This is a genomic window from Pseudomonas sp. PA-7-1E (genome assembly GCF_021605325.1).
Classification (GTDB): domain Bacteria; phylum Pseudomonadota; class Gammaproteobacteria; order Pseudomonadales; family Pseudomonadaceae; genus Aquipseudomonas; species Aquipseudomonas fluorescens_BV.
In genome coordinates this window covers 20,308-42,756 of sequence record NZ_WKFA01000006.1, presented here as the reverse complement: position 1 = coordinate 42,756, position 22,449 = coordinate 20,308, and the positions used below count along the sequence as shown (strand labels likewise).

22 protein-coding genes are annotated in these 22,449 nt (G+C 61.8%); 9 read left to right on the top strand and 13 right to left on the bottom strand.

Annotation, left to right across the window (positions count from 1 at the left end):
* Positions 1 to 94: 94 nt before the first annotated feature.
* Genes GIW79_RS05820 through GIW79_RS05800 form a run of 5 tightly spaced genes read right to left on the bottom strand, consistent with a single transcriptional unit; the run spans position 95 to position 3,854 of the window.
* Positions 95 to 1,072 carry a FecR family protein gene (locus GIW79_RS05820; RefSeq protein WP_054897747.1) on the bottom strand — a complete coding sequence of 326 codons (978 nt, stop codon included), beginning with the start codon at positions 1,070 to 1,072 and terminating at the stop codon, positions 95 to 97.
* The gene (locus GIW79_RS05815; protein ID WP_054897746.1) at positions 1,069 to 1,647 is read right to left on the bottom strand and encodes an RNA polymerase sigma factor; all 579 of its coding nucleotides are present in this window, start codon (positions 1,645 to 1,647) and stop codon (positions 1,069 to 1,071) included. Before GIW79_RS05815 ends, GIW79_RS05820 begins: the two co-directional genes overlap by 4 nt.
* A 7-nt stretch (positions 1,648 to 1,654) precedes the next feature.
* A complete protein-coding gene (locus GIW79_RS05810; RefSeq protein ID WP_034128665.1) occupies positions 1,655 to 1,981 on the bottom strand; it encodes a DUF3325 domain-containing protein in 327 nt (108 codons plus the stop codon).
* Positions 1,981 to 3,555, bottom strand: coding sequence for a PepSY-associated TM helix domain-containing protein (locus tag GIW79_RS05805; RefSeq protein WP_057976119.1), 1,575 nt, complete (start codon positions 3,553 to 3,555; stop codon positions 1,981 to 1,983). Before GIW79_RS05805 ends, GIW79_RS05810 begins: the two co-directional genes overlap by 1 nt.
* On the bottom strand, positions 3,552 to 3,854 hold the full coding sequence (locus GIW79_RS05800) for a DUF3649 domain-containing protein (protein ID WP_014717062.1): 303 nt from the start codon (positions 3,852 to 3,854) through the stop codon (positions 3,552 to 3,554). Before GIW79_RS05800 ends, GIW79_RS05805 begins: the two co-directional genes overlap by 4 nt.
* Before the next feature lie 171 nt (positions 3,855 to 4,025).
* Between GIW79_RS05800 and GIW79_RS05795 the strand changes: the two genes are divergently transcribed.
* From GIW79_RS05795 to fecA, 3 genes are all read left to right on the top strand, one after another.
* A complete protein-coding gene (locus GIW79_RS05795) occupies positions 4,026 to 4,514 on the top strand; it encodes a sigma-70 family RNA polymerase sigma factor (RefSeq protein ID WP_014717061.1) in 489 nt (162 codons plus the stop codon).
* Positions 4,511 to 5,452 carry a FecR domain-containing protein gene (locus GIW79_RS05790; RefSeq protein ID WP_089041333.1) on the top strand — a complete coding sequence of 314 codons (942 nt, stop codon included), beginning with the start codon at positions 4,511 to 4,513 and terminating at the stop codon, positions 5,450 to 5,452. The genes GIW79_RS05795 and GIW79_RS05790 overlap by 4 nt, the downstream gene beginning before the upstream one ends.
* A gap of 221 nt (positions 5,453 to 5,673) precedes the next feature.
* Positions 5,674 to 8,010 (top strand): TonB-dependent Fe(3+) dicitrate receptor FecA, encoded by a 2,337-nt coding sequence (fecA, locus tag GIW79_RS05785; protein WP_089041334.1) that lies wholly within the window; start codon positions 5,674 to 5,676, stop codon positions 8,008 to 8,010.
* A gap of 132 nt (positions 8,011 to 8,142) precedes the next feature.
* On the opposite strand, the gene GIW79_RS05780 is transcribed toward fecA, so the two are convergent.
* Positions 8,143 to 9,015 (bottom strand): LysR family transcriptional regulator, encoded by an 873-nt coding sequence (locus GIW79_RS05780; protein ID WP_054897742.1) that lies wholly within the window; start codon positions 9,013 to 9,015, stop codon positions 8,143 to 8,145.
* Between the two features lie 104 nt (positions 9,016 to 9,119).
* Between GIW79_RS05780 and GIW79_RS05775 the strand changes: the two genes are divergently transcribed.
* The gene (locus GIW79_RS05775; RefSeq protein ID WP_236453850.1) at positions 9,120 to 10,631 is read left to right on the top strand and encodes an MFS transporter; all 1,512 of its coding nucleotides are present in this window, start codon (positions 9,120 to 9,122) and stop codon (positions 10,629 to 10,631) included.
* A 55-nt stretch (positions 10,632 to 10,686) separates the two neighbouring features.
* Here the strand turns inward: GIW79_RS05775 and GIW79_RS05770 are convergent, their stop codons facing one another.
* Together GIW79_RS05770 and GIW79_RS05765 are read right to left on the bottom strand one after the other, a co-directional pair.
* On the bottom strand, positions 10,687 to 11,097 hold the full coding sequence (locus tag GIW79_RS05770; RefSeq protein WP_198791268.1) for an HPF/RaiA family ribosome-associated protein: 411 nt from the start codon (positions 11,095 to 11,097) through the stop codon (positions 10,687 to 10,689).
* A gap of 213 nt (positions 11,098 to 11,310) precedes the next feature.
* A complete protein-coding gene (locus GIW79_RS05765) occupies positions 11,311 to 12,258 on the bottom strand; it encodes a LysR substrate-binding domain-containing protein (protein ID WP_054897740.1) in 948 nt (315 codons plus the stop codon).
* A 137-nt stretch (positions 12,259 to 12,395) separates the two neighbouring features.
* Between GIW79_RS05765 and GIW79_RS05760 the strand changes: the two genes are divergently transcribed.
* The 3 genes from GIW79_RS05760 (at position 12,396) to GIW79_RS05750 (ending at position 15,718) form a co-directional block, all read left to right on the top strand.
* On the top strand, positions 12,396 to 13,772 hold the full coding sequence (locus GIW79_RS05760) for an L-serine ammonia-lyase (protein ID WP_054897739.1): 1,377 nt from the start codon (positions 12,396 to 12,398) through the stop codon (positions 13,770 to 13,772).
* A gap of 61 nt (positions 13,773 to 13,833) precedes the next feature.
* The gene (locus GIW79_RS05755) at positions 13,834 to 15,123 is read left to right on the top strand and encodes a serine/threonine transporter (RefSeq protein WP_236453854.1); all 1,290 of its coding nucleotides are present in this window, start codon (positions 13,834 to 13,836) and stop codon (positions 15,121 to 15,123) included.
* Positions 15,124 to 15,400: 277 nt separating this feature from the next.
* Positions 15,401 to 15,718 (top strand): DUF3509 domain-containing protein, encoded by a 318-nt coding sequence (locus GIW79_RS05750; protein WP_034128674.1) that lies wholly within the window; start codon positions 15,401 to 15,403, stop codon positions 15,716 to 15,718.
* Here GIW79_RS05750 and GIW79_RS05745 read toward each other — a convergent pair.
* Complete coding sequence (locus tag GIW79_RS05745; protein ID WP_014717052.1) at positions 15,715 to 16,203, bottom strand: phosphate-starvation-inducible protein PsiE; 489 nt, start codon at positions 16,201 to 16,203, stop codon at positions 15,715 to 15,717. The genes GIW79_RS05750 and GIW79_RS05745 overlap by 4 nt on opposite strands.
* A gap of 420 nt (positions 16,204 to 16,623) precedes the next feature.
* Between GIW79_RS05745 and GIW79_RS05740 the strand changes: the two genes are divergently transcribed.
* A complete protein-coding gene (locus GIW79_RS05740) occupies positions 16,624 to 16,884 on the top strand; it encodes a YebG family protein (protein ID WP_003188807.1) in 261 nt (86 codons plus the stop codon).
* 55 nt (positions 16,885 to 16,939) lie between these two features.
* Here the strand turns inward: GIW79_RS05740 and GIW79_RS05735 are convergent, their stop codons facing one another.
* On the bottom strand, positions 16,940 to 17,959 hold the full coding sequence (locus GIW79_RS05735) for a Glu/Leu/Phe/Val dehydrogenase family protein (protein ID WP_014717048.1): 1,020 nt from the start codon (positions 17,957 to 17,959) through the stop codon (positions 16,940 to 16,942).
* 187 nt (positions 17,960 to 18,146) lie between these two features.
* Here GIW79_RS05735 and GIW79_RS05730 point away from each other — a divergent pair, with 187 nt between their 5' ends.
* Positions 18,147 to 18,950, top strand: a complete 804-nt coding sequence (locus GIW79_RS05730) for a SirB1 family protein (protein WP_054921083.1) — start codon at positions 18,147 to 18,149, stop codon at positions 18,948 to 18,950.
* Positions 18,951 to 19,049: 99 nt separating this feature from the next.
* Here the strand turns inward: GIW79_RS05730 and GIW79_RS05725 are convergent, their stop codons facing one another.
* From GIW79_RS05725 to fahA, 3 genes are all read right to left on the bottom strand, one after another.
* The gene (locus GIW79_RS05725; protein ID WP_072447555.1) at positions 19,050 to 20,366 is read right to left on the bottom strand and encodes an MFS transporter; all 1,317 of its coding nucleotides are present in this window, start codon (positions 20,364 to 20,366) and stop codon (positions 19,050 to 19,052) included.
* Between the two features lie 147 nt (positions 20,367 to 20,513).
* Positions 20,514 to 21,149 carry a maleylacetoacetate isomerase gene (gene maiA / locus GIW79_RS05720; RefSeq protein ID WP_236453857.1) on the bottom strand — a complete coding sequence of 212 codons (636 nt, stop codon included), beginning with the start codon at positions 21,147 to 21,149 and terminating at the stop codon, positions 20,514 to 20,516.
* A 12-nt stretch (positions 21,150 to 21,161) separates the two neighbouring features.
* Positions 21,162 to 22,448, bottom strand: coding sequence for a fumarylacetoacetase (gene fahA / locus GIW79_RS05715; protein WP_054921080.1), 1,287 nt, complete (start codon positions 22,446 to 22,448; stop codon positions 21,162 to 21,164).
* Position 22,449 lies beyond the last annotated feature (1 nt).

The following is a 22,449-nucleotide window of genomic DNA, read 5'->3' as shown; positions in this document are numbered from 1 at the left end:
TTTAAAATTGGCCTCCAGCGACACCATCGCCGAGCGTGTCGAGCTGAGGTATTTCTTGCCTGACAGATTCAGCAGCGAAAACCCCAACACAGCCCTAGCGCAGCACAATCATGCGGCCCAACAGGCTGTGCTGTTCAAAACCCAGCACCGCTTGCAAGGCGTTCAAGACCGCTACAGGGTCCTGGCTCGGAAAGCTGCCGCTGACGCGTTTTGCGGCCATGTCCTCGTTAAGCAGAAGAATTCGACCGGGGTAATAACGCCTCAGGTCCTCGACCACATCGGCCAGGGGGGCCTTGTAGTAGTTGAGCCAACCCTCGCGCCAGGCCAGGCGTGAGGCGCTGTCGACCCCATGCAAAGGGTCGGCAATACCATCGGCGTAGGCCACTTGCTGGCCTGCTGTCAGCACCTGTTGCTGGCCCTGTTTGGAGGGCGTCACGCCCACACGGCCGGACAGCACAGTGACCTCGGCGCCGTCAGGTTGCAGGCGCACTTCAAACTGAGTTCCCAGTACTCGCGTTTCACCGCCGCTCGCCTCCACCACGAAGGGTTGGCCGGTGTGGGTCACGCTGAAAAAACCTGCACCACGGCGCAATTGGATGTGCCGTTCGCCCTGGCTGAAATCCACGGCGATGGCGCTGTCGGCGTCGAGGGTGACCTTGGATTGATCGGCCAGGGTGAAGGTCTTCACCTCCCCCGGCGCCGTCACATAATCGGCGCCCCACTCATCGACCCAGCGTGACGGCTGCCAACCGACGCCCATCGACACCATCAGCAGCAAGCAGGCGGCGACGGCCAAGGCACCAGACCAACGCGCTACCCGGGAGCGTTTGGAGGCGTTGATCGTGTTGAGGTAGCCCTGCAACGCGAGCGCGTCCTCGTCGGCCAGCTGGCGCGCCGGTACTTCGCTTAATTCCCAGAGCACCTGGGCTTGGGAGTATGCCTCGACGTGTGCGGGATCTGCGCGTAACCAGCGGCTGAACGTGGCCTGGTCGCCGCTGCTGGGCTGGTCATGCAGCAGGCACAACCAATCGAGCGCGGCCTGTTCCTGGGCGGGCGTGGGCGTGACGTTCACGGGGCGTTCCCTGGCGTGCGTGGAGGCGATGGTTCGCGAAGGCTGGCCTTGCAGGCTTCGAGGGCGCGCATCATATGTTTTTCCACGGCGCTTTGGGACAGGCCCATGGCCTTGGCAATTTCGGTGTACTTGCGCCCGTGGATGCGGTTAAGCAGGAAAATCTGGCGGGTGCGCTCGGGCAAGCTGCGCAAGGCGGCTTCCACATGACGCAGATCATTGCCCGCCTCCAGCGCTGCCTGGGGTTCGCAGCCTTGGTGGTCGGATTGTTCCGGTAGCCAGCCTTCGCTGCTGCGCGCCCGTGCGCTTTCGCTGCGCAGGTGGTCGATGGCGATGTTGCCGGCGCAGCGCAGCAGGTAGGTGCTCAGCTCTTCGACCTGCACCAGCGGGCGACGCCAGAAGCGCAGGAACAGATCCTGCACCAGGTCGGCTGCCGTGGCGCGGCAACCCACACGGCGGCTGACCAACGCCTCCATTTGCGAGCGCTGGGACAAAAACACCTGCAGGAAATGCGCGCGTCCACCCGCTGCATCCGGGTGCGGAGTGTCCTGAGAAGATTGCGGTGGTTGGGTCCTCATGGCCGGCTCAAGAGAGGGCGAACGCCGCAACAGGGCTGGCCAGAAGAGCGAGCCCCGCGAGGATCAAGGCCAGCCTCGGCCGATACGGCAACAGCAACACCAGTAGCAAGGCGCTGAGCATCAACACCGCGCACCACTCCACCAGGCCCTGACTCCAACCGGCGCCCAGCACCGATGGCCAGATCGACACGCCCAGCAGCAACCAACCGCCCACCCGCAACCCCAAGCGCCGAATGGGCGTGGGTTTGCTGTGCAGCAGTTCGCCGTGGTGACGGTCGGTGGACAAGCACAGTGCCATGAACCCGGCGTAGCACATCAATAGCGCCAGAAGCATCAGTTGGCCTGCTGCTTGAGTGTTAACCCGCGGGCACGCTCGGCCTTGGGTAGCGGCGCGCTGCGGTGGTGCATCGTCCAGGCTGCCCAGGCGAGGAACACGCCACTCGCCAGGCAGGTGAGGTCGAAGCCGGCCATGGCCCAGTCGCCACTTGGCACGGAGACGCCCAAGTGGTGCGAGGTGGTGATGGCGTTAAGCAATGGAATGGCGGCAAACAATAGCGCGCCGAGGCTCAGTTGCTCGACCCAGCCCTGGCGACCGCGCCGCAGCAAGGCGTGCAACAGGCTCAGGCCCCAGGCGATAAAGAACGCCTGCACTTCCCAGTCCGAACGCTCGGTGAAGCTCACCGGCAGCAGGCGGTTGGCCCAGAAAAACGCTGCAATGGCGATCATCAATCCGGACATGCTGGCGATATTCAGCACCTCCACCAAACGCAGTTCAAAGGGCATCACCGAGGCCTTGGCGTGTTTGAGCTGACGTTTGCCCAGCCAGATCACCAAGCCTGTGCCGATCATCGCCGTGCCCGCCAGGCCGCAGATAAAGTACAGCCAGCGCAGCACCGGGCCGGCGAAATGGCCCATGTGCAAACCGTAGAAACTGCCACCAACGACCGCTGGCAACGATGGCTCGGCACTGGCCCGCAACAGCTCGCCAGTGGTGCCGCTAAACGACAACGTACTGCCCGACGCATGCACTACGCTGTCGGAGCCGGCGCGGAACACATTGACCGAGGCGTTGACATCGCCAGGGTTGTTGACCGCCACACGCCCTACATGACCACCTGCCCACTGCTCCCGCGCCTGCTGGTACATCGGCATCAACGGCAGCAGTTTGCCCGGCTGGCCGAGGGCCGGCGCATTGTCAGTAGCGGGGAACAGCTCACTGAAAAACGCCCGGCTGTCGTCACCGTAGGACGCCACGATGGGCGCGGGCATGACCATGCTCATGAAAATCACCAGGCTGCTGTAGGTGATCATCAGGTGAAACGGCAGCACCAGCACACCCACCGCGTTATGCCCGTCCAGCCAGGAGCGCTGGCCTTTGCGCGGGCGGAAGGTGAAGAAGTCCTTGAAGATTTTCTTGTGGGTGATGATGCCCGTGATCAGCGCGACGAACATCACCATGGCAGCGATGGTCGACAGCCAGCGGCCCCACGGGTAAGGCATTTGCAGTTGGAAGTGGAAGCGATAGAAGAACTCACCGCCCTTGCTTTCCCGGGCCTGCACCGGTTGGCCGGTGACGGGGTCGAGGACTTTCTGGATGAAAGTGCCGCGCTTGCCGGGCTCGACCTTGTCTTGCCACATCACCGACAAGCCGGGGTCGCGGCGGTTCGGCAAGGTAATGAACCAGCGTGCGGCGGTAGGCGCCTGCTGTTGCAGATAGTTTTGCGCGACGGCGAGGCTGCGCTCATCGTCCAGGGGATGGGCCTGCACTTCGGGCTGCATCCAGTGGGTTATTTCATCTTTGAAATAGGCCAGGGTGCCGGTCAGGAAAATCGCGAACAGCAGCCAGCCGAAGATCAAGCCTGCCCAGGTGTGCAGCCAGGCCATGGCCTGGCGAAAGCCCTCTTTCATGTGCGAGCCATCCAAAAACCGATGCCGGCCAGGGTGGCCAAGAGTGCGCTCGGCACCATCACCCCTGCCCAGGCGCGCCATGCCGTGCGGCAGGCAAAACACCAGAGCACCGCCAGCAGGTAGAACACAAAGGAACTCATCATGCCGGTGACCACCGCATCGGCACGGGAGGTGGGCAGCCAGAGCGCCAGGCAAATGGCGGCCAGGGAAGCCATCAGGTAACCGCCAATCACCGCCGCCAGCACGCGCGAGGTGACGGCGAGGCGGTAGGACACGGGCAATGAGGTTTTGCTTTTCATGCGGCAGGCGCCTGGTTCATCAGCGCGCAATATTAATGATAAATATTCTCATAAGCAAAAGAGAACGGATGAATCACCTGCCTTGGCCGATTGCCGAACCTTGTCATGCGCCCTACAATGCGAACAATTCTTGTTCTCTAAAGCATGTCGAATGCTTGTGGAGTGATCGCGTTGCAGCCGTCCAACCCCGTCGAAGTGTTGTACAACGACCATCACCACTGGCTCACCGGCTGGTTGCGACGCAAGCTCGGCTGCCCGGAAAACGCCGCCGACCTGGCTCAGGACACCTTTATCCGCGTGCTCAGTGCCCGGGAAGCGCCAACGCTGATCGAGCCGCGCGCCTTCCTCACCACCGTGGCCAAGCGTGTGCTGTTCAACTTCTACCGCCGCCAGGACCTGGAGCGCGCCTACCTCGAGGCCTTGGCGCAGATGCCCGAACACGTGGCGCCGTCGGAAGAAGACCGCGCAATCATCCTGCAGACCCTGCTGGAACTGGACCAACTGCTCGACGGCTTGCCCAAGCAGGTCAAACGCGCCTTCCTGCTGGCCCAACTCGACGGCCTGACCTACGCGCAAATCGGCGCGCAACTGGGCATCTCCATCGCCACGGTCAAACGCCACCTGACCAAAGCGGCCATGCGCTGCTACTTCGCCCTATGAATGTCTCCAGCCAAGTCGCCGAACAAGCCGTGCACTGGTTGCTGGAAATGCAGCAAGGCACGCTCAACCCACGCCAGCAGGCGGCCTGGCAGCAATGGTTGAATGCCCACAGCGAACACCAACGCGCGTGGGAGCAGATCCAGCGCGTCAACCAACGCCTGCGCGGCGTGCCCTCGCCCCTGGCCCACGCGGCGTTGAACGCGCCCACCTCCACCAGCCGGCGTCAGGCGCTTAAATTGCTGTTGATTCTGGGTGCCGGTTCGGCCGCCGCCTGGAGCCTGCGCCAGCAACATATTCTGCCGCCGCTGACGGCTGACTATCGCAGCCCGGTGGGCCAGCGCCGCACAGTACAGCTGGCCGACGGCAGCCAGTTGCAGCTCAACACCGGCAGCGCGGTGGATGTGCATTTCGACGGCCAACAGCGCCTGGTGCGCCTGCTTGAAGGTGAAATCCTGCTCACCGCCCGTGCAGGCCAGGCGCCGTTGCACGTGCTGACCGGCCAGGGCCTGCTCAGCAGCCAGGCGGCGCGCTTGACTGTGCGCCAGTTCAACGACCACACCCAACTGGCGGTACTGGCCGGTCAGGTCGAGGTGATGCCCAACCGCTACAACGGCCTGCCGCTTAGTGTCGACGCCGCGCACCAAGTCAATTTCACCCGCAAAGGCTGGGACACCCCGCGCCCCACCGACGCCAACAGCGGCGCCTGGGCCGACGGCATGCTGGTGGCCGCACACATGCGCCTGGAAGACTTCCTCAATGAATTGGGACGCTACCGTCGCGGCCAGCTCCATTGCGATCCACAAGTCGCCAACCTGCTGCTGTCCGGCAGTTACCCACTGGATGACAGCGAACGCATCCTCGACCTGCTGGAGATCAGCCTGCCGGTGAAAGTGCGGCGCTTTACCCGTTATTGGGTGACCGTGCAGGCACGTGCGTGATGCATAGCGCTTTTTGTAGGAGCGAGCTTGCTCGCGAAAAACCTCAACCCACCGCGTTAAACCAGACAACCCGCGTGATCGTTGACGACCTTCGCGAGCAAGCTCGCTCCTACAGTGGGCGGTGAGCTCGAAATATTTTTTGCAGCTGTGAGCCGTTTTCCGCACCTGGCGTGACAGAGAAGGAAAGCCACCTTGATCCTTCCTTCTCAGGACCGCCCTTCATGCCCCAGCACCCGACGCTTCTCGCCCGTACACTGCGCCAACTCCTGCTCGGTGCCAGTCTCAGCCTGACCACACTGCCGGCGGTGATGGCAGCCGACGCCAAGGCGTACCATATCGCCCCGACCACCCTGGAAGCGGCCCTGAATCAATTCGGTCGCGAAGCCGGCGTACTGGTGTCCTTCGGCTCCGCCGTGACGGCAGGGATGCAAAGCCCTGGGTTATCGGGCAGCTACAGCACTGCCGAGGGCCTGCAAAAACTACTGGAGGGCACCGGCCTGCAAGCCCGCGCCGAGGGGGATAACGCCTACAGCCTGCAACCGGCCGGCGCCCCCTCCACACTGGAGTTGCAGACCTCCAACGTGGTCGGCGACTGGCTCGGTGACGCGGCGCAAACCAACGTGTTCGAACACCCCGGCGCCCGAGATGTGATCCGCCGTGAAGAATTCGAACGCCAGGGCGCCACCCAGGCCCGCGATGTGCTCAACCGCATCCCTGGCGTCAACGCCCCGGACAACAACGGCACCGGTAGCCACGACATGGCACTGAACTTCGGCATTCGCGGGCTCAACCCGCGCCTGGCGTCGCGCTCCACCGTGCTGATGGATGGCATCCCGGTGCCCTTCGCGCCTTACGGCCAGCCGCAACTCTCCTTCGCGCCGATCAGCATGGGCAATATGGACGCGGTGGATGTAGTACGTGGCGGCGGTGCGGTGCGCTATGGCCCGCAAAACGTCGGTGGCATCGTCAACTTCGTCACCCGTGCCATCCCGGATGCGCCGACGGTCAAGGGTGGTTTGCAGACCGAGACCAGCCCCTCCTCCAGCCACGACGGCTTCAAGACCACCGGCAACTTGCTGGCTGGCGGCACCGCCGACAATGGGTTGGGTGGCGCGCTGCTGTACTCCGGCACCCGCGGCGGCGACTGGCGCGAAAACAGCAACACGCGCATCGACGACCTGATCCTCAAGGGCAAATACCAGTTGGACGACGCCAATAGCTTCAACGCCATGGCGCAGTACTACGAAGGCCAAGCCGACATGCCGGGCGGTTTGAACGTCAAGGACTACAAGGCTGATCCGTACCAGTCCACCCGCCCGTATGACAAGTTCTGGGGCCGCCGCACGATGTTCAACGTCGGCTACCGCTACGAGCAGGACCGCCGCGAATTCACGGTCAACAGTTTCTTCACCAAGACCCTGCGCAGCGGCTACCTGGACCAAGGCAGCTTCCTGTCGCTGTCGCCACGGGAATATTGGGTACGTGGCCTGGAAACGCGCTTCGCCCAGGGCTTCGACCTCGGCCCCACCAGCCACGAAGTGGGTGTTGGCTACCGCTACATCAATGAAGCCGGCCACGAGCTGCGCTACCGCACGCCGATTGCCGTCAACCAGCAAATCCCCACCACCAACAGCCGCAACGACCGCGACACGCGCGGCGGCACCGAAGCCAATGCGTTCTTCATCGACGACCGCATCGACATCGGCAAGTGGACCATCACCCCAGGCATTCGCTACGAGATGATCGAGTCCCAGCAGACTAACAACCTGAGCAACGTCAAATACAAGGGCGACTACAACACCGCACTGCCAGCGCTGAACGTGCTCTATCACCTCACCGATGATTGGAACCTCTACGCCAACACCGAAGGCTCGTTCGGCAGCGTGCAGTACAGCCAGATGCCCAACCGTGTGAACAGTGGCGAAGTGAAACCGGAAAAAGCCCGCACCTGGGAACTCGGCACGCGCTACGACAACGGCAGCTTGCGCGCAGAAATCGGCGCATTCCTGATCAACTTCGACAACCAGTACGACAGCAACCAGACCAACGACACCGTGATCGCCCGCGGTGAAACTCGCCACCAAGGCATCGAGTCGAGCATCAACTACGCCCTCGACGGCCTGAGCCCCGCACTGGCCGGCTTCGATGTGTACGCCACCTACGCCTATGTGGATGCGACCATCCGCGAAGACGGCCCCAACAAAGGCAACCGCGTGCCCTTCTCCTCCAAGCACAAAGGCACCCTCGGCGTGGGTTACACCGAAGGCCCTTGGAAGCTGAATGTGGACAGCAGTTACCAGAGCAGCCAGTTCGCAGACAACGCCAACACCCAGGCCGAAAGCGCCGACGGTGCCAATGGGCGCATCCCCGGCTACATGCTGTTCAGCAGCCGCGCAGCCTACGATTTCGGCCCGCAGTTGTCGGACTTGAATGTGGCGGTGGGGGTGAAGAACATCTTCAACAAGCAGTACTACACCCGCTCGTTCGATGACAACAACAAGGGCAAGTACGTGGGTGAGCCGCGTACGGTGTATGTACAAACCTCTATCGCGTTCTAACTGTATTTTGTAGGAGCGAGCTTGCTCGCGAAAAACTCACAGGCGCCGCGTTCATTCAGCAAACACGCGTTATCGTTGACGTTTTTCGCGAGCAAGCTCGCTCCTACAGATGGTTTTCAGTATGTTCAGGATCTAACTGCCCGCCAGGCAACTCGGGGTGGCCGCCACCAACGCGTCAATGGCACACCGCGTCTTGGCCGGCATATGCGCCGCCGTCGGCCAGATCACATGGATCGGCGCAGGTTGCTCACGGTAGCTGGGCAGCACGGCCTGCAACTGCCCGCGCAGCGCATAGTGGGCAATCAACCAACTCGGCAACCAGGCCAGGCCTACGCCCGCGATGGCGGCATCGGCTACCGCCTGGAGGTCGTCCACGATCAAGGGCGAAGCCAGGCGCGAGCGCTGCGCGGTGTTGCTGCGGTAGGCAATGCCACGATGAGCGGCCAGGTCTTCGATACTGCCAATAGCACCCTTGCGCTGCAAATACGCCGGCGACGCTGCCAGCCCCATGACCTGCTGACCCAGGCGCCGTGCGCTCAGGCGGTCGGTGTCGGGCAACGGGCCGATGCGCACGGCCATATCGAAGCCCTCCTGCACCAAGTCGATCATGCGGTCGGAAAAACAAAGGTCGATTTCCAGTTCCGGATAACGATCCAGCAAGGCCCACAACGCTGGCGCGGCATAGTGATGCCCAAACGCCAGGGGCACACTCACTCGCAAACGCCCGCGAGGTTGCTGGCGGCCGCTTTCCAACACGGACTCGGCGGCCTCCAGCTCTGCCAATGCGCGCAGGCAATGCTCGTAGTACGCCTGGCCATCCTCAGTCAACCGCTGGCGCCGGGTGGAACGCTGTAACAGGCAAGTGCCCAAACGCGCTTCCAGACGCGCCAGGCCCTTGCCCACCGCTGAACGCGTGAGGTTCAGGCGCTCGGCGGCTTCGGTGAGGTTGCCGCTTTCAACAATCTGCAGAAAGAGTTCGACACCATCAAAACGTGGGGTAGCCATGCTTAATTGTCGCCTTGTATTCCCTTGTCTACGGAAAAGTTATCGCCAATAAAGAACCTGATTCCCGAGAGAATAGCCCCTCCCGCTTTCGAAAGGAATGTCGTATGTCCCGCGCCGCCGCACTATCGGCCCTCACTCCCCCGCGCACCGCCAGGAACGGCCTGGCCCTCACCGCCGTCTGCCTGGTGGCCCTGATGTTCGGCCTGGAAATCTCCAGCGTGCCGGTCATCCTGCCGACGCTGGAACAGGAACTGGGCACGGGCTTTCAAGACGCCCAATGGATCATGAATGCCTACACCCTGGCCTGCACCAGCGTGCTGATGGCGGCGGGGACCTTGGCGGATCGCTTCGGTCGTCGGCGTGTGCTGGTGGTGTGTCTGTGGGTATTCGCCCTGGCCTCGCTGGCCTGTGGCTTGGCCAACGATGCGCCGACACTGATCGCGGCGCGTTTCGTCCAGGGCATTGGCGCCGGGGCCATGATGATTTGCCAATTTGCGATCTTGTCCCATCAGTTCCGCGAACCGGCGGCGCGTGCGCGGGCCTTTGCGATATGGGGCGTGATCGCTGGCGTGGGCCTGGGTTTCGGACCGATGGTGGGAGCCATGATCCTGGCCGTGGCGGACTGGCGCTGGGTGTTCCTGGTGCATGTACCGCTGACCCTGTTCACCTTGGCGTTGTTGCATATCAGCGTGCAGGAGTCCTGCGACCCGGCCAACCATCGCCTCGACATCGCCGGCATGCTGACCATGACACTGACGGTGTTTGCGCTGGTTTATTTCATCACCCAGGGCAGCGAAATCGGCTTTGGCGCGCCGGCGATGCTCGGCTGGGCTGGTTTGTCGGTCTTCGGGCTGCTGCTGTTTATCTTGATTGAGCGGCGCAGCGCCCATCCGATGTTCGACTTCTCGGTGTTCCGCATCCAACGTTTCAATGGCGCGTTGATGGGCTCGATCGGCATGAACTTCAGCTTCTGGCCGTTCATGATTTACCTGCCGTTGTACTTCCAGGCGGGCCTGGGTTACGACACGCTGACCACAGGCGCCGCCTTGCTCGCCTACACCTTGCCGACTTTGCTGGTACCGCCGCTGGCCGAACGCCTGGCCCTACGCTTTGGCGCCGAACGCATCATTCCCCTGGGCCTGGGGGTAATGGGCGCAGGGTTCATGGGAATGGCCGCCGTTAATTACGCCGAACAACCCAGCGTGGCGCTGGTGCTGCTCAGTTGCGTGATCGCCGGTATCGGACTGGCGTTGACCAATTCGCCGACCACCAACACCACCACCGGCTCCGTCTCGAATGACCGCGCAGGCATGGCCTCGGGCATCGACTTCAGCGCACGGCTGATCACCCTGGCGATCAATATCGCGCTGATGGGCCTTGTGTTGTTGTTAGGGATCAGCCACAACCTGGCCCATGTGCTGCCTGACAGCACGGCAATGGAGTGGGCAAGCCTCAGCCAGCATATTGCCGCCGGCAAGTTGGATGCGCCGGGGCTGACCATTCTGGATGCGCAAACAGCACTGCGCAGCGGCGCCGGCTGGGCCATGCTGTTTGCGGGGTTGGGCGCCTGCGGGCTGGCGATGCTGATTCGGCATTTCTTCCGGCGTGAGCGCTGAACGAAAAACGGGCCTGCATGTGCAGGCCCGTTTTCATTGGGGAATGAAAAAACAATCAGCCGTTAATGGCAGCGTTTTCGTTTTCCAGGAATTCCTCTTCCAAAGCGTCTTCGTTCACTTTGTTGATTGGCTGGTTTTTACCGACAGCGCGCGGCTTGCCTTGCAGTTTGCCAAACAGATGTTCCAGTGCGTGGTCGAGCTTGACTGCGGCGCCATCGATCGCTTGCTCCAGCGTATCGGCTTTATGGCACACGGAAACTGGTTGATGGCCCTTTGGCCGTGCTTCCAGACGGCAACTCAAATCGTGGGGGCCGGGCTTGTCGCCGTTCTCGTCCCGCAGGTAGACCTCTACACGGGTCAGGTCTTCTTCGTAGCGTTCGAGCGTGCTCTCAATGGTAGTACGTACCCACTCCTCCAGTCGGATGCTGCTTTCAATATGGTTATCGCTATTGACTTGGATTTGCATAGTTCTTCCCTTATTTCAGCTAGCTCGCCAGAGGTCACAAACTGCAACACCGGGGTGGTGAAACCATGACCTCTTGATTACACAATTGAGCACCTGCTGAAACATTTCAACCCCTTTGCAAAGATAAATCCTACATTACAAATTAACCCTGACGACGAGCAAAAACGCTGGTAGGGTGGGGAGTTAGTTACAACTTCTTACGTTCTGTTTTCCTCACAATTGCCCCTCTCCCAACGGGTGCAAGCTGCGAAAAATCCCCGCTTCCTCCACCAGCCAGTCATGCACCGCACGCACGCCCGGATGGTTCAACGCGCCCGGCGCATACAGCAGCACGTAGCGTTTATGGTTGGGCACGGCCAGGCCGAACGGCACGATCAAGGTGCCGCGCTCCAGCTCATCGTTCAGCAAGGTGCGCCGCGCAATCGCCACGCCCATGCCGGCGATGGCGGCTTCGATAGTCAGATGATTGCGGTTGAAGGTGTGCCCGCGCCGTACGTCGGCACCGTGGTAGCCGATGGCATTGAGGTAAAACTCCCATTCGGCATATTCATAACTCCCACGCCAGGCCGTGATGTCGTGCAGCAGCGGGAAATGGGCCAGGTCCGCCGGGCCATGCAAGGGTGGGCGGCCACGCAACAGGCTGGGGGCGCACACCGGGAATATCTGTTCGTCCAACAGGGCTGTGGATAACAAGCCAGGGTAGCTGCCGTCGTTGAGGTCGATGGCCAGGTCGAAGTCGCCTTCATGCAGGGCGATGCTGCTGTCTTCGGCGACCATGCGCAGTTGAATGTCCGGAAAGCGCTGCTGAAAACGTGGCAGACGCGGGGTCAGCCACTTGCCCAGAAATGAGGGGATAGAACGCAGGCGCAAGGTGCCGCTGATCATCCCGGCGTCCAGGCGCTGCAGTTCGGCATCAATGCTGCCATAAGCCTCACCCACCACGGCCGCCAGGCGCTGCCCCTCGGCGCTGAGTTCAACGCCTCGCGCACGCCGATGAAACAGTCGAAAGCCCAGGCGCTCTTCTAGCTGGCGAATTTGTTGGCTCACCGCTCCCGGCGTGATGTGCAGTTCCTCGGCGCAGCGGGTGAACGATAGATGCCGCGCAGCGCAGGAAAACACATGCAGCCAGACATAGGTCTGGCCATGGAGGGGGCGAGTCATAGCGTTTAGTCCTGCTAAAGGGTGTCTTAGGATAATTCGTTGGTCAGTACCGATCCAGAGGCTCAGTATCGCGCCAATTCCGCCTGCTCTACAAAACATGGCAGCGATTTCTACTCCATTGCTTGTAAGGCTTTAGCATGGCTATCAGTGTTTTCGATCTATTCAAGGTGGGCATCGGCCCTTCCAGCTCCCACACCGTTGGCCCGATGCGCGCTGCCGCGACATTCGCCCAAGCCCTGACCGACCTGCATTTGCTCAGCCAAACCCGTCGCGTCGAAGTGCGCCTGTATGGCTCGCTGTCCGCTACCGGTGTCGGCCATGCCACCGACCGCGCCTGTGTCATGGGCTTGATGGGTGAATGGCCAGATCGCGTCGACCCCACCTCGATCAATGCGCGTATCCAGCAACTGCGCGAGTCCGGCCAATTGCTGCTGGCGGGCTCTCAGGCAATTGCTTTCAACTGGCACACCGACTTGCTGCTGCTGGACGAAAGCCTGCCGTACCACCCCAACGCCATGTCCTTGCACGCCTATGGCGACAGCGGCCTGCTGAGCGAACAAACCTATTACTCGGTGGGCGGTGGTTTCATCATCGAAGCCGCCGAAGCTGCATCAGGCATTGCGCCGACCAGCGACGTGCAATTGCCCTACGACTTTTCCAGCGCCGTAGAACTGCTGGCCTTGTGCAACAAGCACGGCCTGCGGGTATCCGAGCTGATGATGGCCAACGAACGGGCGTGGCGCAGCGATGAAGATATCCGCAGCGGCCTGCTGCATATCTGGTCGGTGATGCGCGAGTGCGTGGAACAGGGCCTGCGCGATGAAGGCATCCTGCCCGGTGGCCTGGATGTGCCCCGTCGCGCCGCGAAGTTGCATCGCAACCTGTTGGAAATCGGTAAGCCCAACGTGATCACCTCGACCTTGTCGGCGATGGAATGGGTCAACCTGTTCGCCCTCGCCGTCAACGAAGAAAACGCCGCTGGCGGGCGCATGGTCACCGCCCCGACCAATGGCGCGGCCGGGATTATCCCGGCAGTGCTGCATTACTACATGAAATTCAACGCCGACGCGTCTGACGACGACGTGGTCAATTTCTTCCTGGCCGCCGCTGCCGTCGGCATCCTCTGCAAGAAAAACGCCTCCATCTCCGGCGCCGAAGTTGGCTGCCAGGGCGAAGTGGGCTCGGCCTGTGCCATGGCCGCCGCAGGCCTGGCCGATATCCTCGGTGCCACCCCGGAGCAACTGGAAAACGCTGCCGAAATCGGCCTGGAACACAACCTCGGCCTGACCTGCGACCCGGTCGGTGGCCTGGTGCAGGTGCCGTGCATCGAGCGCAATGCCATTGCGGCGGTCAAGGCGATCAACGCCACGCAGATGGCCCTGCGCGGCGACGGCAAACACTTCATCTCCCTCGACCGGGTCATCCGCACCATGCGCGATACCGGCGCCGATATGCATGACAAATACAAAGAAACTTCACGGGGCGGCCTGGCGGTCAGCTGGGTGGAGTGCTGATCGGAGCACTGCTACCCGCCCCAACGTGAGCCCGCGCAAAAATAATAACGAGGCAATACCGATGACTGATGTACCTACACCTGCTGCCGAAAATCCCGATGTCAGAGAAAACACAGTAACCACCGGTTGGACCAAACACGACACCACCTGGATGCTCGGCCTCTACGGCACCGCCATCGGCGCGGGCACCCTGTTCCTGCCGATCAATGCCGGCGTCGGTGGTTTCTGGCCGCTGATCGTGCTGGCGCTGCTGGCCTTTCCGATGACCTTCTTCGCCCACCGTGGGCTGACGCGCTTTGTGCTGTCGGGCAAATCCGGCGACATCACCGAAGTGGTCGAGGAACACTTTGGTGTCGGCGCCGGTAAGCTGATCACCCTGCTGTATTTCTTTGCGATCTTCCCGATCCTGCTGGTGTACAGCGTGGCGCTGACCAACACCCTGGGCAGTTTCATGGAGCACCAATTGCACATGGCGCCGCCGCCACGGGCGATTCTGTCGCTGGTGCTGATCCTCGGCCTGATGGCCATTGTGCGCTGTGGCCAGGGCGTGATCGTCAAGGCCATGAGCGTGCTGGTGTACCCCTTCGTTGCCGCCTTGCTGCTGCTGGCATTCAGCCTGATTCCCAACTGGAACGGCGCGTTCTTCGCCTCGGCCAGCGAAGGCATGCCGCTGCCGCTGTTCTTCAAAACGCTGTGGCTGGCGATCCCGGTGATGGTGTTCTCGTTCAACCATTCGCCGATCATCTCCGCCTTTGCCGTGGACCAGAAGCGCGTCTACGGCGCCCAGGCCGAGCGCAAAAGCAGCGGCATCCTGGCCACCGCCCACGGCATGATGGTGCTGACCGTGATGTTCTTCTGCTTCAGCTGCGTGCTGGCGCTGTCACCGGCTGACCTGGCCGCGGCCAAGGCGCAGAACATCTCGATCCTGTCGTACCTGGCCAACCACTTCCAGACGCCGGTGATTGCCTACGCCGCACCGTTGATCGCGCTGGTGGCAATTACCAAGTCCTTCCTGGGTCACTACATTGGTGCCAGCGAAGGCTTCCAGGGGCTGATCGTCAAATCTCTGCGTGGGCGCAACCGTTCGATGTCGTCCCAATGGCTGGAACGCTGCACCGCGTTGTTCATGGTGCTGACCTGCTGGGCCGTGGCCACCTTCAACCCGAGCATCCTGGGCATGATCGAAACCATGGGCGGGCCGATCATCGCGTGCCTGCTGTTCCTGATGCCGATGTACGCCATCCGCCGAGTGCCATCTTTGCGCCAGTATTCAGGCCAGGCATCGAATGTATTTGTGGTGGTGATCGGGCTGATTGCGCTGTCTGCGATCGTTTTTTCCGTGATGCCCTGAATTGGCTCACTGATCTCCAAAAACAGCAAAAAAAATGTGGGAGCGGGCTTGCTCGCGATTGCGGTCCTTCAGCCAAGTACTTGTTGGCTGATACACCGCAATCGCGGGCAAGCCCGCTCCCACATTTGAATATCTATGTCGGGTAAATCGCTGTACGGCACGCCCTTTGCTGTAGAACTTTTGAGGAAAACGGAATTTGGCCAGTGGTCAGGCAATGCGAACTAATCCCGACACCGGCCGTCAATGACTGCATGTTCTTATCAGGCGGTAACGCACCATGGACAATCCTTTTCAGATCATCACCGACACGTTCAGCCCCCAATACCGCGTCAACCTGAGCATCCAAAGGCTGGACGGCAGCATCATGCTCACCCTGTCTGACGAGACTGGCGTGGTGGCCAAGCGCATGATCAGCGCCGAACAACGCAACGACCCGCAGCGCCTCAGGCGCCTGGTGCAAAGCATCCAGTTCGGCATCGCCATCGAACAGGGCCACAGCGCCGTGGAAATTCTGGAGCTGATGACGGACGGCGACAGCCACAAACTCCTGCAGCGACCGCCCGCCCGTACCCTGCCCTTCAGCGTCGGGCTTTAAAGCTCGCCCTTCTCGGTCTCCAGGCTCGCCTCGCCCTTGCGACGCGGGCTTTCGACCTTCACCGAAGGAAAGGCAGACGACGCGTAGCGCACCACCAGGATTGCAAACGCCAACAGCAAAATGCCGCCGCACAGGTAGATGATGCCCAGGTCCGGCGGGTTGTGGTGCGACACGTTGGAGATCAGCAAACGCGTGAGCGCGGTGATTGCCACGTAGATCAGGAAGCGCACCGGCATGTGGTTGGTCTTGAAGTAAATCCCGACCATGGCACCCAATTCCAGGTAGATGAACAGCAGCAAGATGTCATCGATCTTGATATGGCCGTTCTCCAGCATCCCCAGAAATTCCATCACCGCCGCCCAGGCGGTCACCGCACCAATGGCGAACAACGCCAGGTAATGGAACGACTCGACAAACAGATTACCCAGCGACTCGGCCAGCCCGTGTACTTGCTGACGCAGCCTTTCGGCCCAATTGATTTTCACGATGATGCTTCCTTAGGTCGGCTCGACCGGATAATGCGGGGTGGACGTGACGGTTGTTCTGCATGCAGAAAAAAGGCCAGCACTGCCATGAGATGATGGCTCGGTGGCATGAGGCACAGAAATCCGAGCCCTCGCCACAACCCGATCGTTCCCACGCTCCGCGTGGGAACGCCGCCTGGGACGCTCCGCGTCCCTCAGACCTGCTCGTGGGTGACGCGGAGCGTCACGGGATGCATCCCCACGCGGAGCGTGGGAACGATCGACCTCAGCGTGCCGTGCGAAATTTCCGGTTCAGCCCCCTATTTCCCAACTACATTAAAAACCTACTACCCAAACCCCGACGTTTGGCTTATCCTTTTCGCTGTATATAAATACAGTAGTCGCAAAAGACAACTATCGTGAAGGCATGTGAGGTGGTGAATGGCCGTCGAAGTGGTATACCGCAGCAGCCGAGATCTGGAGCGTTTGTTCATGGATAAAGCCGAAGCTGACCGTCATGACAAGATGCTTGAACTCGCTGAGTTGCTGGCAGAGGTGTTGCAAAAAGCCGTGCCGTCGTTGAGCGAGCAGCAGGTGGAGGAAGCCGGGATCTACATGGCGAAGAACCGCGATGTATTTGCCAAGGCGTTCAAGAGCCAACCGGACGCCTTGTCCGAGTTGCTGAACCCGGCGGCGGAGTAAAGCCCGAATTGAACGGGCCCTGAATCATGGATTCAGGGCCTTTTTAATGCCTGGCCTATTTGTACAGCAGGCGTTCGGCCAGTTCATCGGCCACCCGTGCGGGGGAGCGTTTTTCGGCTTGGGCATGGGCAAAGATTTCGGTCAGGCGGCTGCCGATGTTCGACAGGTGCGCGGTGATGCCTGGCAGGTCGGTGCCGGCGTGTTTGAGGGCGACGTAGATCAGCCCACCAGAGTTGATCACATAGTCCGGTGCGTAGAGGATGCCGCGGCCTTCCAATTGGTCGGCGATGTCCAGGTTGGTCAGTTGTGCGCTGGCGGCACCCGCCACGGCGGCGCAACGCAACTGGCCGACGCTGTTACGGTTGAATACGGCGCCGACGCCGCACGGTGCGAGGATGTCGCAGGGCGTGCTGAGCAAGGCGTCGTTGGCAATCGGGTGGGCGCCCAATTGCTCCATGGCCAGTTGCACCTTGCCGTGGTCGATGTCGCTGACCAGCAGCTCGGCACCCGCGGCGTGCAGTTGTTCGGCCAAGGCGTAACCGACGTTGCCCAGGCCTTGCACCGCCACGCGCAGGCCCTCGAGGTTGTCGCTGCCCAGGCGCGCCATGGCGGTGGTGCGGATACCGGCGAATACCCCCATGGCGGCATGGGGCGCAGGGTCGCCGGCGGCGGTGGTGCTCGTGACAAAGCGAGTGTTCTGGGCGATGCAGTCCATGTCGGCGACCGAGGTACCGCTGTCGATCGAGGTGATAAAGCGGCCATCGAGTTTTTCCACACAACGGCCAAACGCCTCGAACAGCGCCGCACGGCTTTCCACGTGCACGGGGCGGATGATCACCGCGGTGCCGCCGCCCACCGGCAGCCCGGCCAGTGCCGCTTTGTAGCTCATGCCTTGCGCCAGGCGCGCGGCATCGGCCACGGCGGTTTCATCATTAGGGTAAGCCAGGTAACGACAGCCACCCAACGCTGGGCCCAGGCGACTGTTGTGGATGGCGATGATCGCCTTCAAGCCGGTCACCGGATCAACGCTCAGGTGCAGCGATTCAAGGCGGGTGCTGTGCATGAGCGCAAACATCAATGAGCTCCCGAATCACTTCTGGTAGTGGGCCAAGTATAGGCTTGCGGCAGAAAACTGCTGGATTGCACTGGAATAAGCCGCGCGTTTTCGTGGGATCTACGACATAAGAGCGTGGGATATCTCTCAAGATGCTGGACGAAAATTCGCAGCAAGGCTAAAACGGGGGCATATGCCGGAGAACTCAATGAATCCCCGCACCGCCTTTTTCGCCTGCCTGGACCGTTCACCCCCCGCGCTGTTTGAGGCCGCGCTGTGGATTGCTGCCGAGCATGACGCCAGCGTGCAGCCCGCGTTGATACTGCACGACCTTGGTGCGCTACAACAACAGGTGAGCCTGGGCATGCCCTTGCTACCGGCGGATGAACTCGGCCAGCCGCTACTGCGGCGCATGAATGACCTGGGGTTTGCCCAGGATGACCACACGCCGTTGCGCCCCGCCGCCGCGCTGCTGGACAAAGTGCTGCAACGCAAACGCGGGCAACCCTTGGCCATGGGCCTGATCGCACTGGAGATGGCACGGCGCCTGGATATCCCCCTGGTCGGCGTGAACTTCCCTGGGCACTTCCTGCTGCGGGTACCGGGAGCCGACCACCTGTTGGACCCTTGCGGCGGCCGGCGCCTGTACCCCAACGACTGTCGCGAGTTGCTGGCGCGCCAGTACGGGGCGAAACTGAAATTGCAGGCCGACCACCTACTGACCGCCGAGCCACGGGCCATCCTGCAACGGCTGTCGCGCAACCTGCGCCAACTCTACCTTGCCAACGACGAGCCACTGGCCGCCCTGGTGGACGCCGAGCGCGTACTGGAACTGGGCAACGCCAGCGCCTCCGACTACCTGGCGCGGGCCAGCCTGTATCAACGCCTGGACTGCCCCAGCGCCGAACGCTTCGACCTGGAACACGCCCTGCTGCTCAGCGACGACCCGATTCAGCGCCTGCGCCTGACCGAGCGGCTGGGGCACCTGCCGCCCAACTCAGTGGTGCACTGACCCCTGTAGGAGCGAGCTTGCTCGCGAAGAACGTGAACGATAACGCAGGCATCCTGGTTTAACGCGCTGTCCTTGCGGCCTTCGCGAGCAAGCTCGCTCCTACAGTGAAGGCGCCCGCACCTGAATAATCAACAACGCTGCAATCACCGCCGGAATCGCGCAGAAGAAGAAAATCTGCTCGACCGGTATATGCATCGCCAGCAGCAGGCTGCCAAACAGCGGTCCCAGAATCGATCCGAATCGCCCCACACCCAACGCCCAACCCGTGCCGGTGGCGCGCACGTGCGCCGGGTAGAAGTTGCTCGCGAAGGCATTGAGGGTCAGTTGCCCGCCGATGATGCAGAACCCTGCTGCAAACACGCAGGCCACCAGGTAGCGTGGGTTGTCGTGGTTCAAGCCCAGCAGAATGGTGCACAGCGCTGCCGCCGCCAGCACGCCGGACAGCAACCGCACTTTGCTTTTCAGACGGTCGGCAAACCAGGCCATGAGGATGGCGCCCAAGGTGCCAGCGAACAGGAACATGGAGGTGACCAGGTTGGCTTCGTTCAATGCCAGGCCGCTTTCGAGCAATAGCGACGGCAACCAACTGATCATGAAGTACAGCAGGATCAGGCTGACAAAGAAAGTCGCCCAGATCAGCAGCGTCGGGCGCGCGTAGCCGTTGCGAAACAGCTCCACCACCGTCAGTTTGCTGCCCTGCTCCTGCAAGTTTTCAGCTTCGGTCGCCGGTGGCGGTTGCCAATCGGGCAGCATCCGCACCGTGACTTTGCGCAAACGCAGATACGGCGGCGCATCGCGCAACAGGCGTGGCAAGGATTCGGGCAACAGCCACACCAGGAACGGGAACAGCAGCAGCGGCGTCACACCACCCGCCAGGAACACCGCCTGCCAACCAAAACCATCGATAAACCCGGCCGCCACAAAGCCGCCTGCTGCGCCGCCGAACGAGAAGCCGCAGGCCGCCAGGGTCACCATCAAGGTGCGCATCCGCGGCGGCGAGTATTCAGACATCAATGCCATGGCACTGGGCATCGCACCGCCCATGCCAATGCCGCAGATAAACCGCGCCGCCATCAACGTGGTCAGGGAATTGGCGAACACCATCAGTACCGTGAGGCTGGCGTAGATCAGCACGCATGCCAGCAGGATACGTCGCACGCCGAACCGATCCGCCAGCGGTGTCACCAACAGCGAGCCCAGGGTGAGGCCCAGCAGGTTGGCGCTGAACACGGGGCCAAACGCGGACTTTTCCAGGCCCCAATCCTGGGCCAGCGCCGGCACTACATAGCCCAGCACCTGGGCGTCATAGCCATCGGTGACCAGTAACAGTGCCAGCAGCAGGAGAATCAACCATTGGTAGCGCGACACCGGACGGGCGTCGAGTGCCGCACGAAAGCTGGCAATCTGATTGTGCATCGCTAGGTACCTGTTTTTTTATGATTGTTCCCACGCTCTGCGTGGGCATACAGCCCTGGATGCTCCGCGTCCGTTTTTAGAGCCGTGACGCAGAGCGCCACATGAGGCGTTCCCACGCTGAGCGTAGGAACGATCATTACAGGGGGTTCAGGGGGTGTCAGGTTGATTGGCGGGGTGGGCCTGCATGAAGGCTGGATGTTGGGCCGCCAACGCCGCCACCCGCCCAATGCGTGGGTATGCCGCCAAGGGCACCTTGAAGCGCTCGGCCGCATACAACTGCGGGATCAGAAACGCATCGGCCAAGCCCGGCTGCTCACCAAAGCAAAACCCGGTGTCGCCAATCAACTGCTCCACAGCGCCCAGGCCCTGGCTGATCCAGTGCCCGATCCACTCCAGCAATTGCGCCTCATCGTGCCCCCACTTGCGCAGCAAGTTCTGGGTGCTGGAGTTATGCAACGGGTGGATATCACAGGCGATGATCGACGCCACCGCCCGCTCATGAGCCCTGGCGACCAAATCCCTGGAGAACATCGGCACCTGTGGATAACGCTCTTCCAGGTACTCAATGATCGCCTGTGACTGGATCAGCAACGCCCCTTCATCAATACGCAATGCCGGCACGCGCCCTTGGGGGTTGATCGCCAGGTATTCAGGCTGGCGGTTGGCGCCGCCTGCCGGCACCAGCAGGTTGACCGGCAGCGCGGTGAAATCCAGGCCTTTGAGGGCCAGGGCAATACGTACTCGATACGACGCGGTGGAACGGTAGTAAGTATAGAGTTCCATGGCCCTGTCCTCTCAGCGCGCCGCGACCACGGTACCGCGGCATTCGCCGAAGCCGATGGAGGCAAAGCCCTCGCGGCTGCAACGGGCACGCAGAATGATTTCGTCGCCGTCTTCAAGGAATTTACGTACCTCGCCGGAGGCCAATTCAATCGGCTTCTTGCCGCCTTCGGTAATTTCCAACAGGCTGCCGAACTGCCCCGGCTGCGGGCCAGACAACGTGCCCGAACCAAACAGGTCACCCGCCTGCAACTGGCAGCCATTGACGCTGTGGTGCGCCACCATTTGCGCCACGGTCCAGTACATATGCTCGGTGTTGCTCAGGGTCAGGCGATGGGCGGGCAGGTTTTGCTCACGCATCGAGGCCGTGGTGAGCAGCACTTGCAGTTCGATATCAAAGGCGCCCGCGTTCTGATCACGCTTATCCAACAGGTAAGGCAGCGGTTGCGGATCACCTTCAGGGCGCGGCGGCTGGGCTTTGCGGAAAGGCTCCAAGGCTTCGGCAGTCACCACCCACGGCGAGATGCTGGTGATAAAGCTTTTCGACAAGAACGGCCCCAGCGGCTGGTACTCCCAGGCCTGGATATCCCGCGCCGACCAGTCGTTGAGCAGGCAGAAACCGGCGATATGCTCGGCGGCATCACCAATGGCAATCGCATCGCCCATGGCATTGCCCTGGCCGATCCAGATGCCCAGCTCCAACTCATAGTCCAGGCGCGCGCATGGGCCAAAGGTCGGCTCGGACTGACCGGCTGGCAAGGTCTGGCCCTTAGGGCGTCGCACCTCTGTACCCGAGGGACGAATGGTCGAGGCACGGCCGTGGTAACCAATCGGCACGTACTTGTAGTTCGGCAACAGCGGGTTATCGGGGCGGAACAATTTGCCGACGTTTTGCGCGTGCTCGATGCCGACGTAGAAGTCGGTGTAGTCATTGATCTTGGCCGGCAGGTGCATCTGGCAATCGGCGGCACGGTGCAGCACTTGCGCCTCGCGGGTTTGCAGCTTGCTGCCTTCGGCCAGCAGTTCCAGCAGGCGCTGGCGCAGGGCAACGCGAGGCCCACGGCCCAGTTCGAAAAACGCGTTCAACTGCCCGCCCGCAGTGGCTTCGACGGCGCGCCGGGCGTCACCGTCAAACTCATCCAGCGCGGCGTGCAGGTCGAGGATCATGTCGCCAATCGCCACGCCACTGCGCGGGGCCGAGCCGTTGATACTGAACACGCCCAGGGGCAGGTTTTGCAGGGGGAAATCCGCGTGACCATTGGCCGAGGCCACCCAGCTGCGGGTCTGCGTTGGTTGAGTCATG

Excerpts from the sequence above, each read along its gene's own strand:
- GIW79_RS05740 (WP_003188807.1), top strand. The coding sequence starts at position 16,624 with ATGGCCGTCGAAGTGGTATACCGCAGCAGCCGAGATCTGGAGCGTTTG.
- fecA (WP_089041334.1), top strand. The coding sequence starts at position 5,674 with ATGCCCCAGCACCCGACGCTTCTCGCCCGTACACTGCGCCAACTCCTG.
- GIW79_RS05775 (WP_236453850.1), top strand. The coding sequence starts at position 9,120 with ATGTCCCGCGCCGCCGCACTATCGGCCCTCACTCCCCCGCGCACCGCC.
- GIW79_RS05770 (WP_198791268.1), bottom strand. The coding sequence starts at position 11,097 with ATGCAAATCCAAGTCAATAGCGATAACCATATTGAAAGCAGCATCCGA.
- GIW79_RS05750 (WP_034128674.1), top strand. The coding sequence starts at position 15,401 with ATGGACAATCCTTTTCAGATCATCACCGACACGTTCAGCCCCCAATAC.
- GIW79_RS05780 (WP_054897742.1), bottom strand. The coding sequence starts at position 9,015 with ATGGCTACCCCACGTTTTGATGGTGTCGAACTCTTTCTGCAGATTGTT.
- GIW79_RS05810 (WP_034128665.1), bottom strand. The coding sequence starts at position 1,981 with ATGCTTCTGGCGCTATTGATGTGCTACGCCGGGTTCATGGCACTGTGC.
- GIW79_RS05735 (WP_014717048.1), bottom strand. The coding sequence starts at position 17,959 with ATGTTTGCGCTCATGCACAGCACCCGCCTTGAATCGCTGCACCTGAGC.
- GIW79_RS05800 (WP_014717062.1), bottom strand. The coding sequence starts at position 3,854 with ATGAAAAGCAAAACCTCATTGCCCGTGTCCTACCGCCTCGCCGTCACC.
- GIW79_RS05805 (WP_057976119.1), bottom strand. The coding sequence starts at position 3,555 with ATGAAAGAGGGCTTTCGCCAGGCCATGGCCTGGCTGCACACCTGGGCA.
- GIW79_RS05765 (WP_054897740.1), bottom strand. The coding sequence starts at position 12,258 with ATGACTCGCCCCCTCCATGGCCAGACCTATGTCTGGCTGCATGTGTTT.
- GIW79_RS05755 (WP_236453854.1), top strand. The coding sequence starts at position 13,834 with ATGACTGATGTACCTACACCTGCTGCCGAAAATCCCGATGTCAGAGAA.
- GIW79_RS05730 (WP_054921083.1), top strand. The coding sequence starts at position 18,147 with ATGAATCCCCGCACCGCCTTTTTCGCCTGCCTGGACCGTTCACCCCCC.
- GIW79_RS05790 (WP_089041333.1), top strand. The coding sequence starts at position 4,511 with ATGAATGTCTCCAGCCAAGTCGCCGAACAAGCCGTGCACTGGTTGCTG.
- maiA (WP_236453857.1), bottom strand. The coding sequence starts at position 21,149 with ATGGAACTCTATACTTACTACCGTTCCACCGCGTCGTATCGAGTACGT.
- GIW79_RS05725 (WP_072447555.1), bottom strand. The coding sequence starts at position 20,366 with ATGCACAATCAGATTGCCAGCTTTCGTGCGGCACTCGACGCCCGTCCG.
- fahA (WP_054921080.1), bottom strand. The coding sequence starts at position 22,448 with ATGACTCAACCAACGCAGACCCGCAGCTGGGTGGCCTCGGCCAATGGT.
- GIW79_RS05815 (WP_054897746.1), bottom strand. The coding sequence starts at position 1,647 with ATGAGGACCCAACCACCGCAATCTTCTCAGGACACTCCGCACCCGGAT.
- GIW79_RS05760 (WP_054897739.1), top strand. The coding sequence starts at position 12,396 with ATGGCTATCAGTGTTTTCGATCTATTCAAGGTGGGCATCGGCCCTTCC.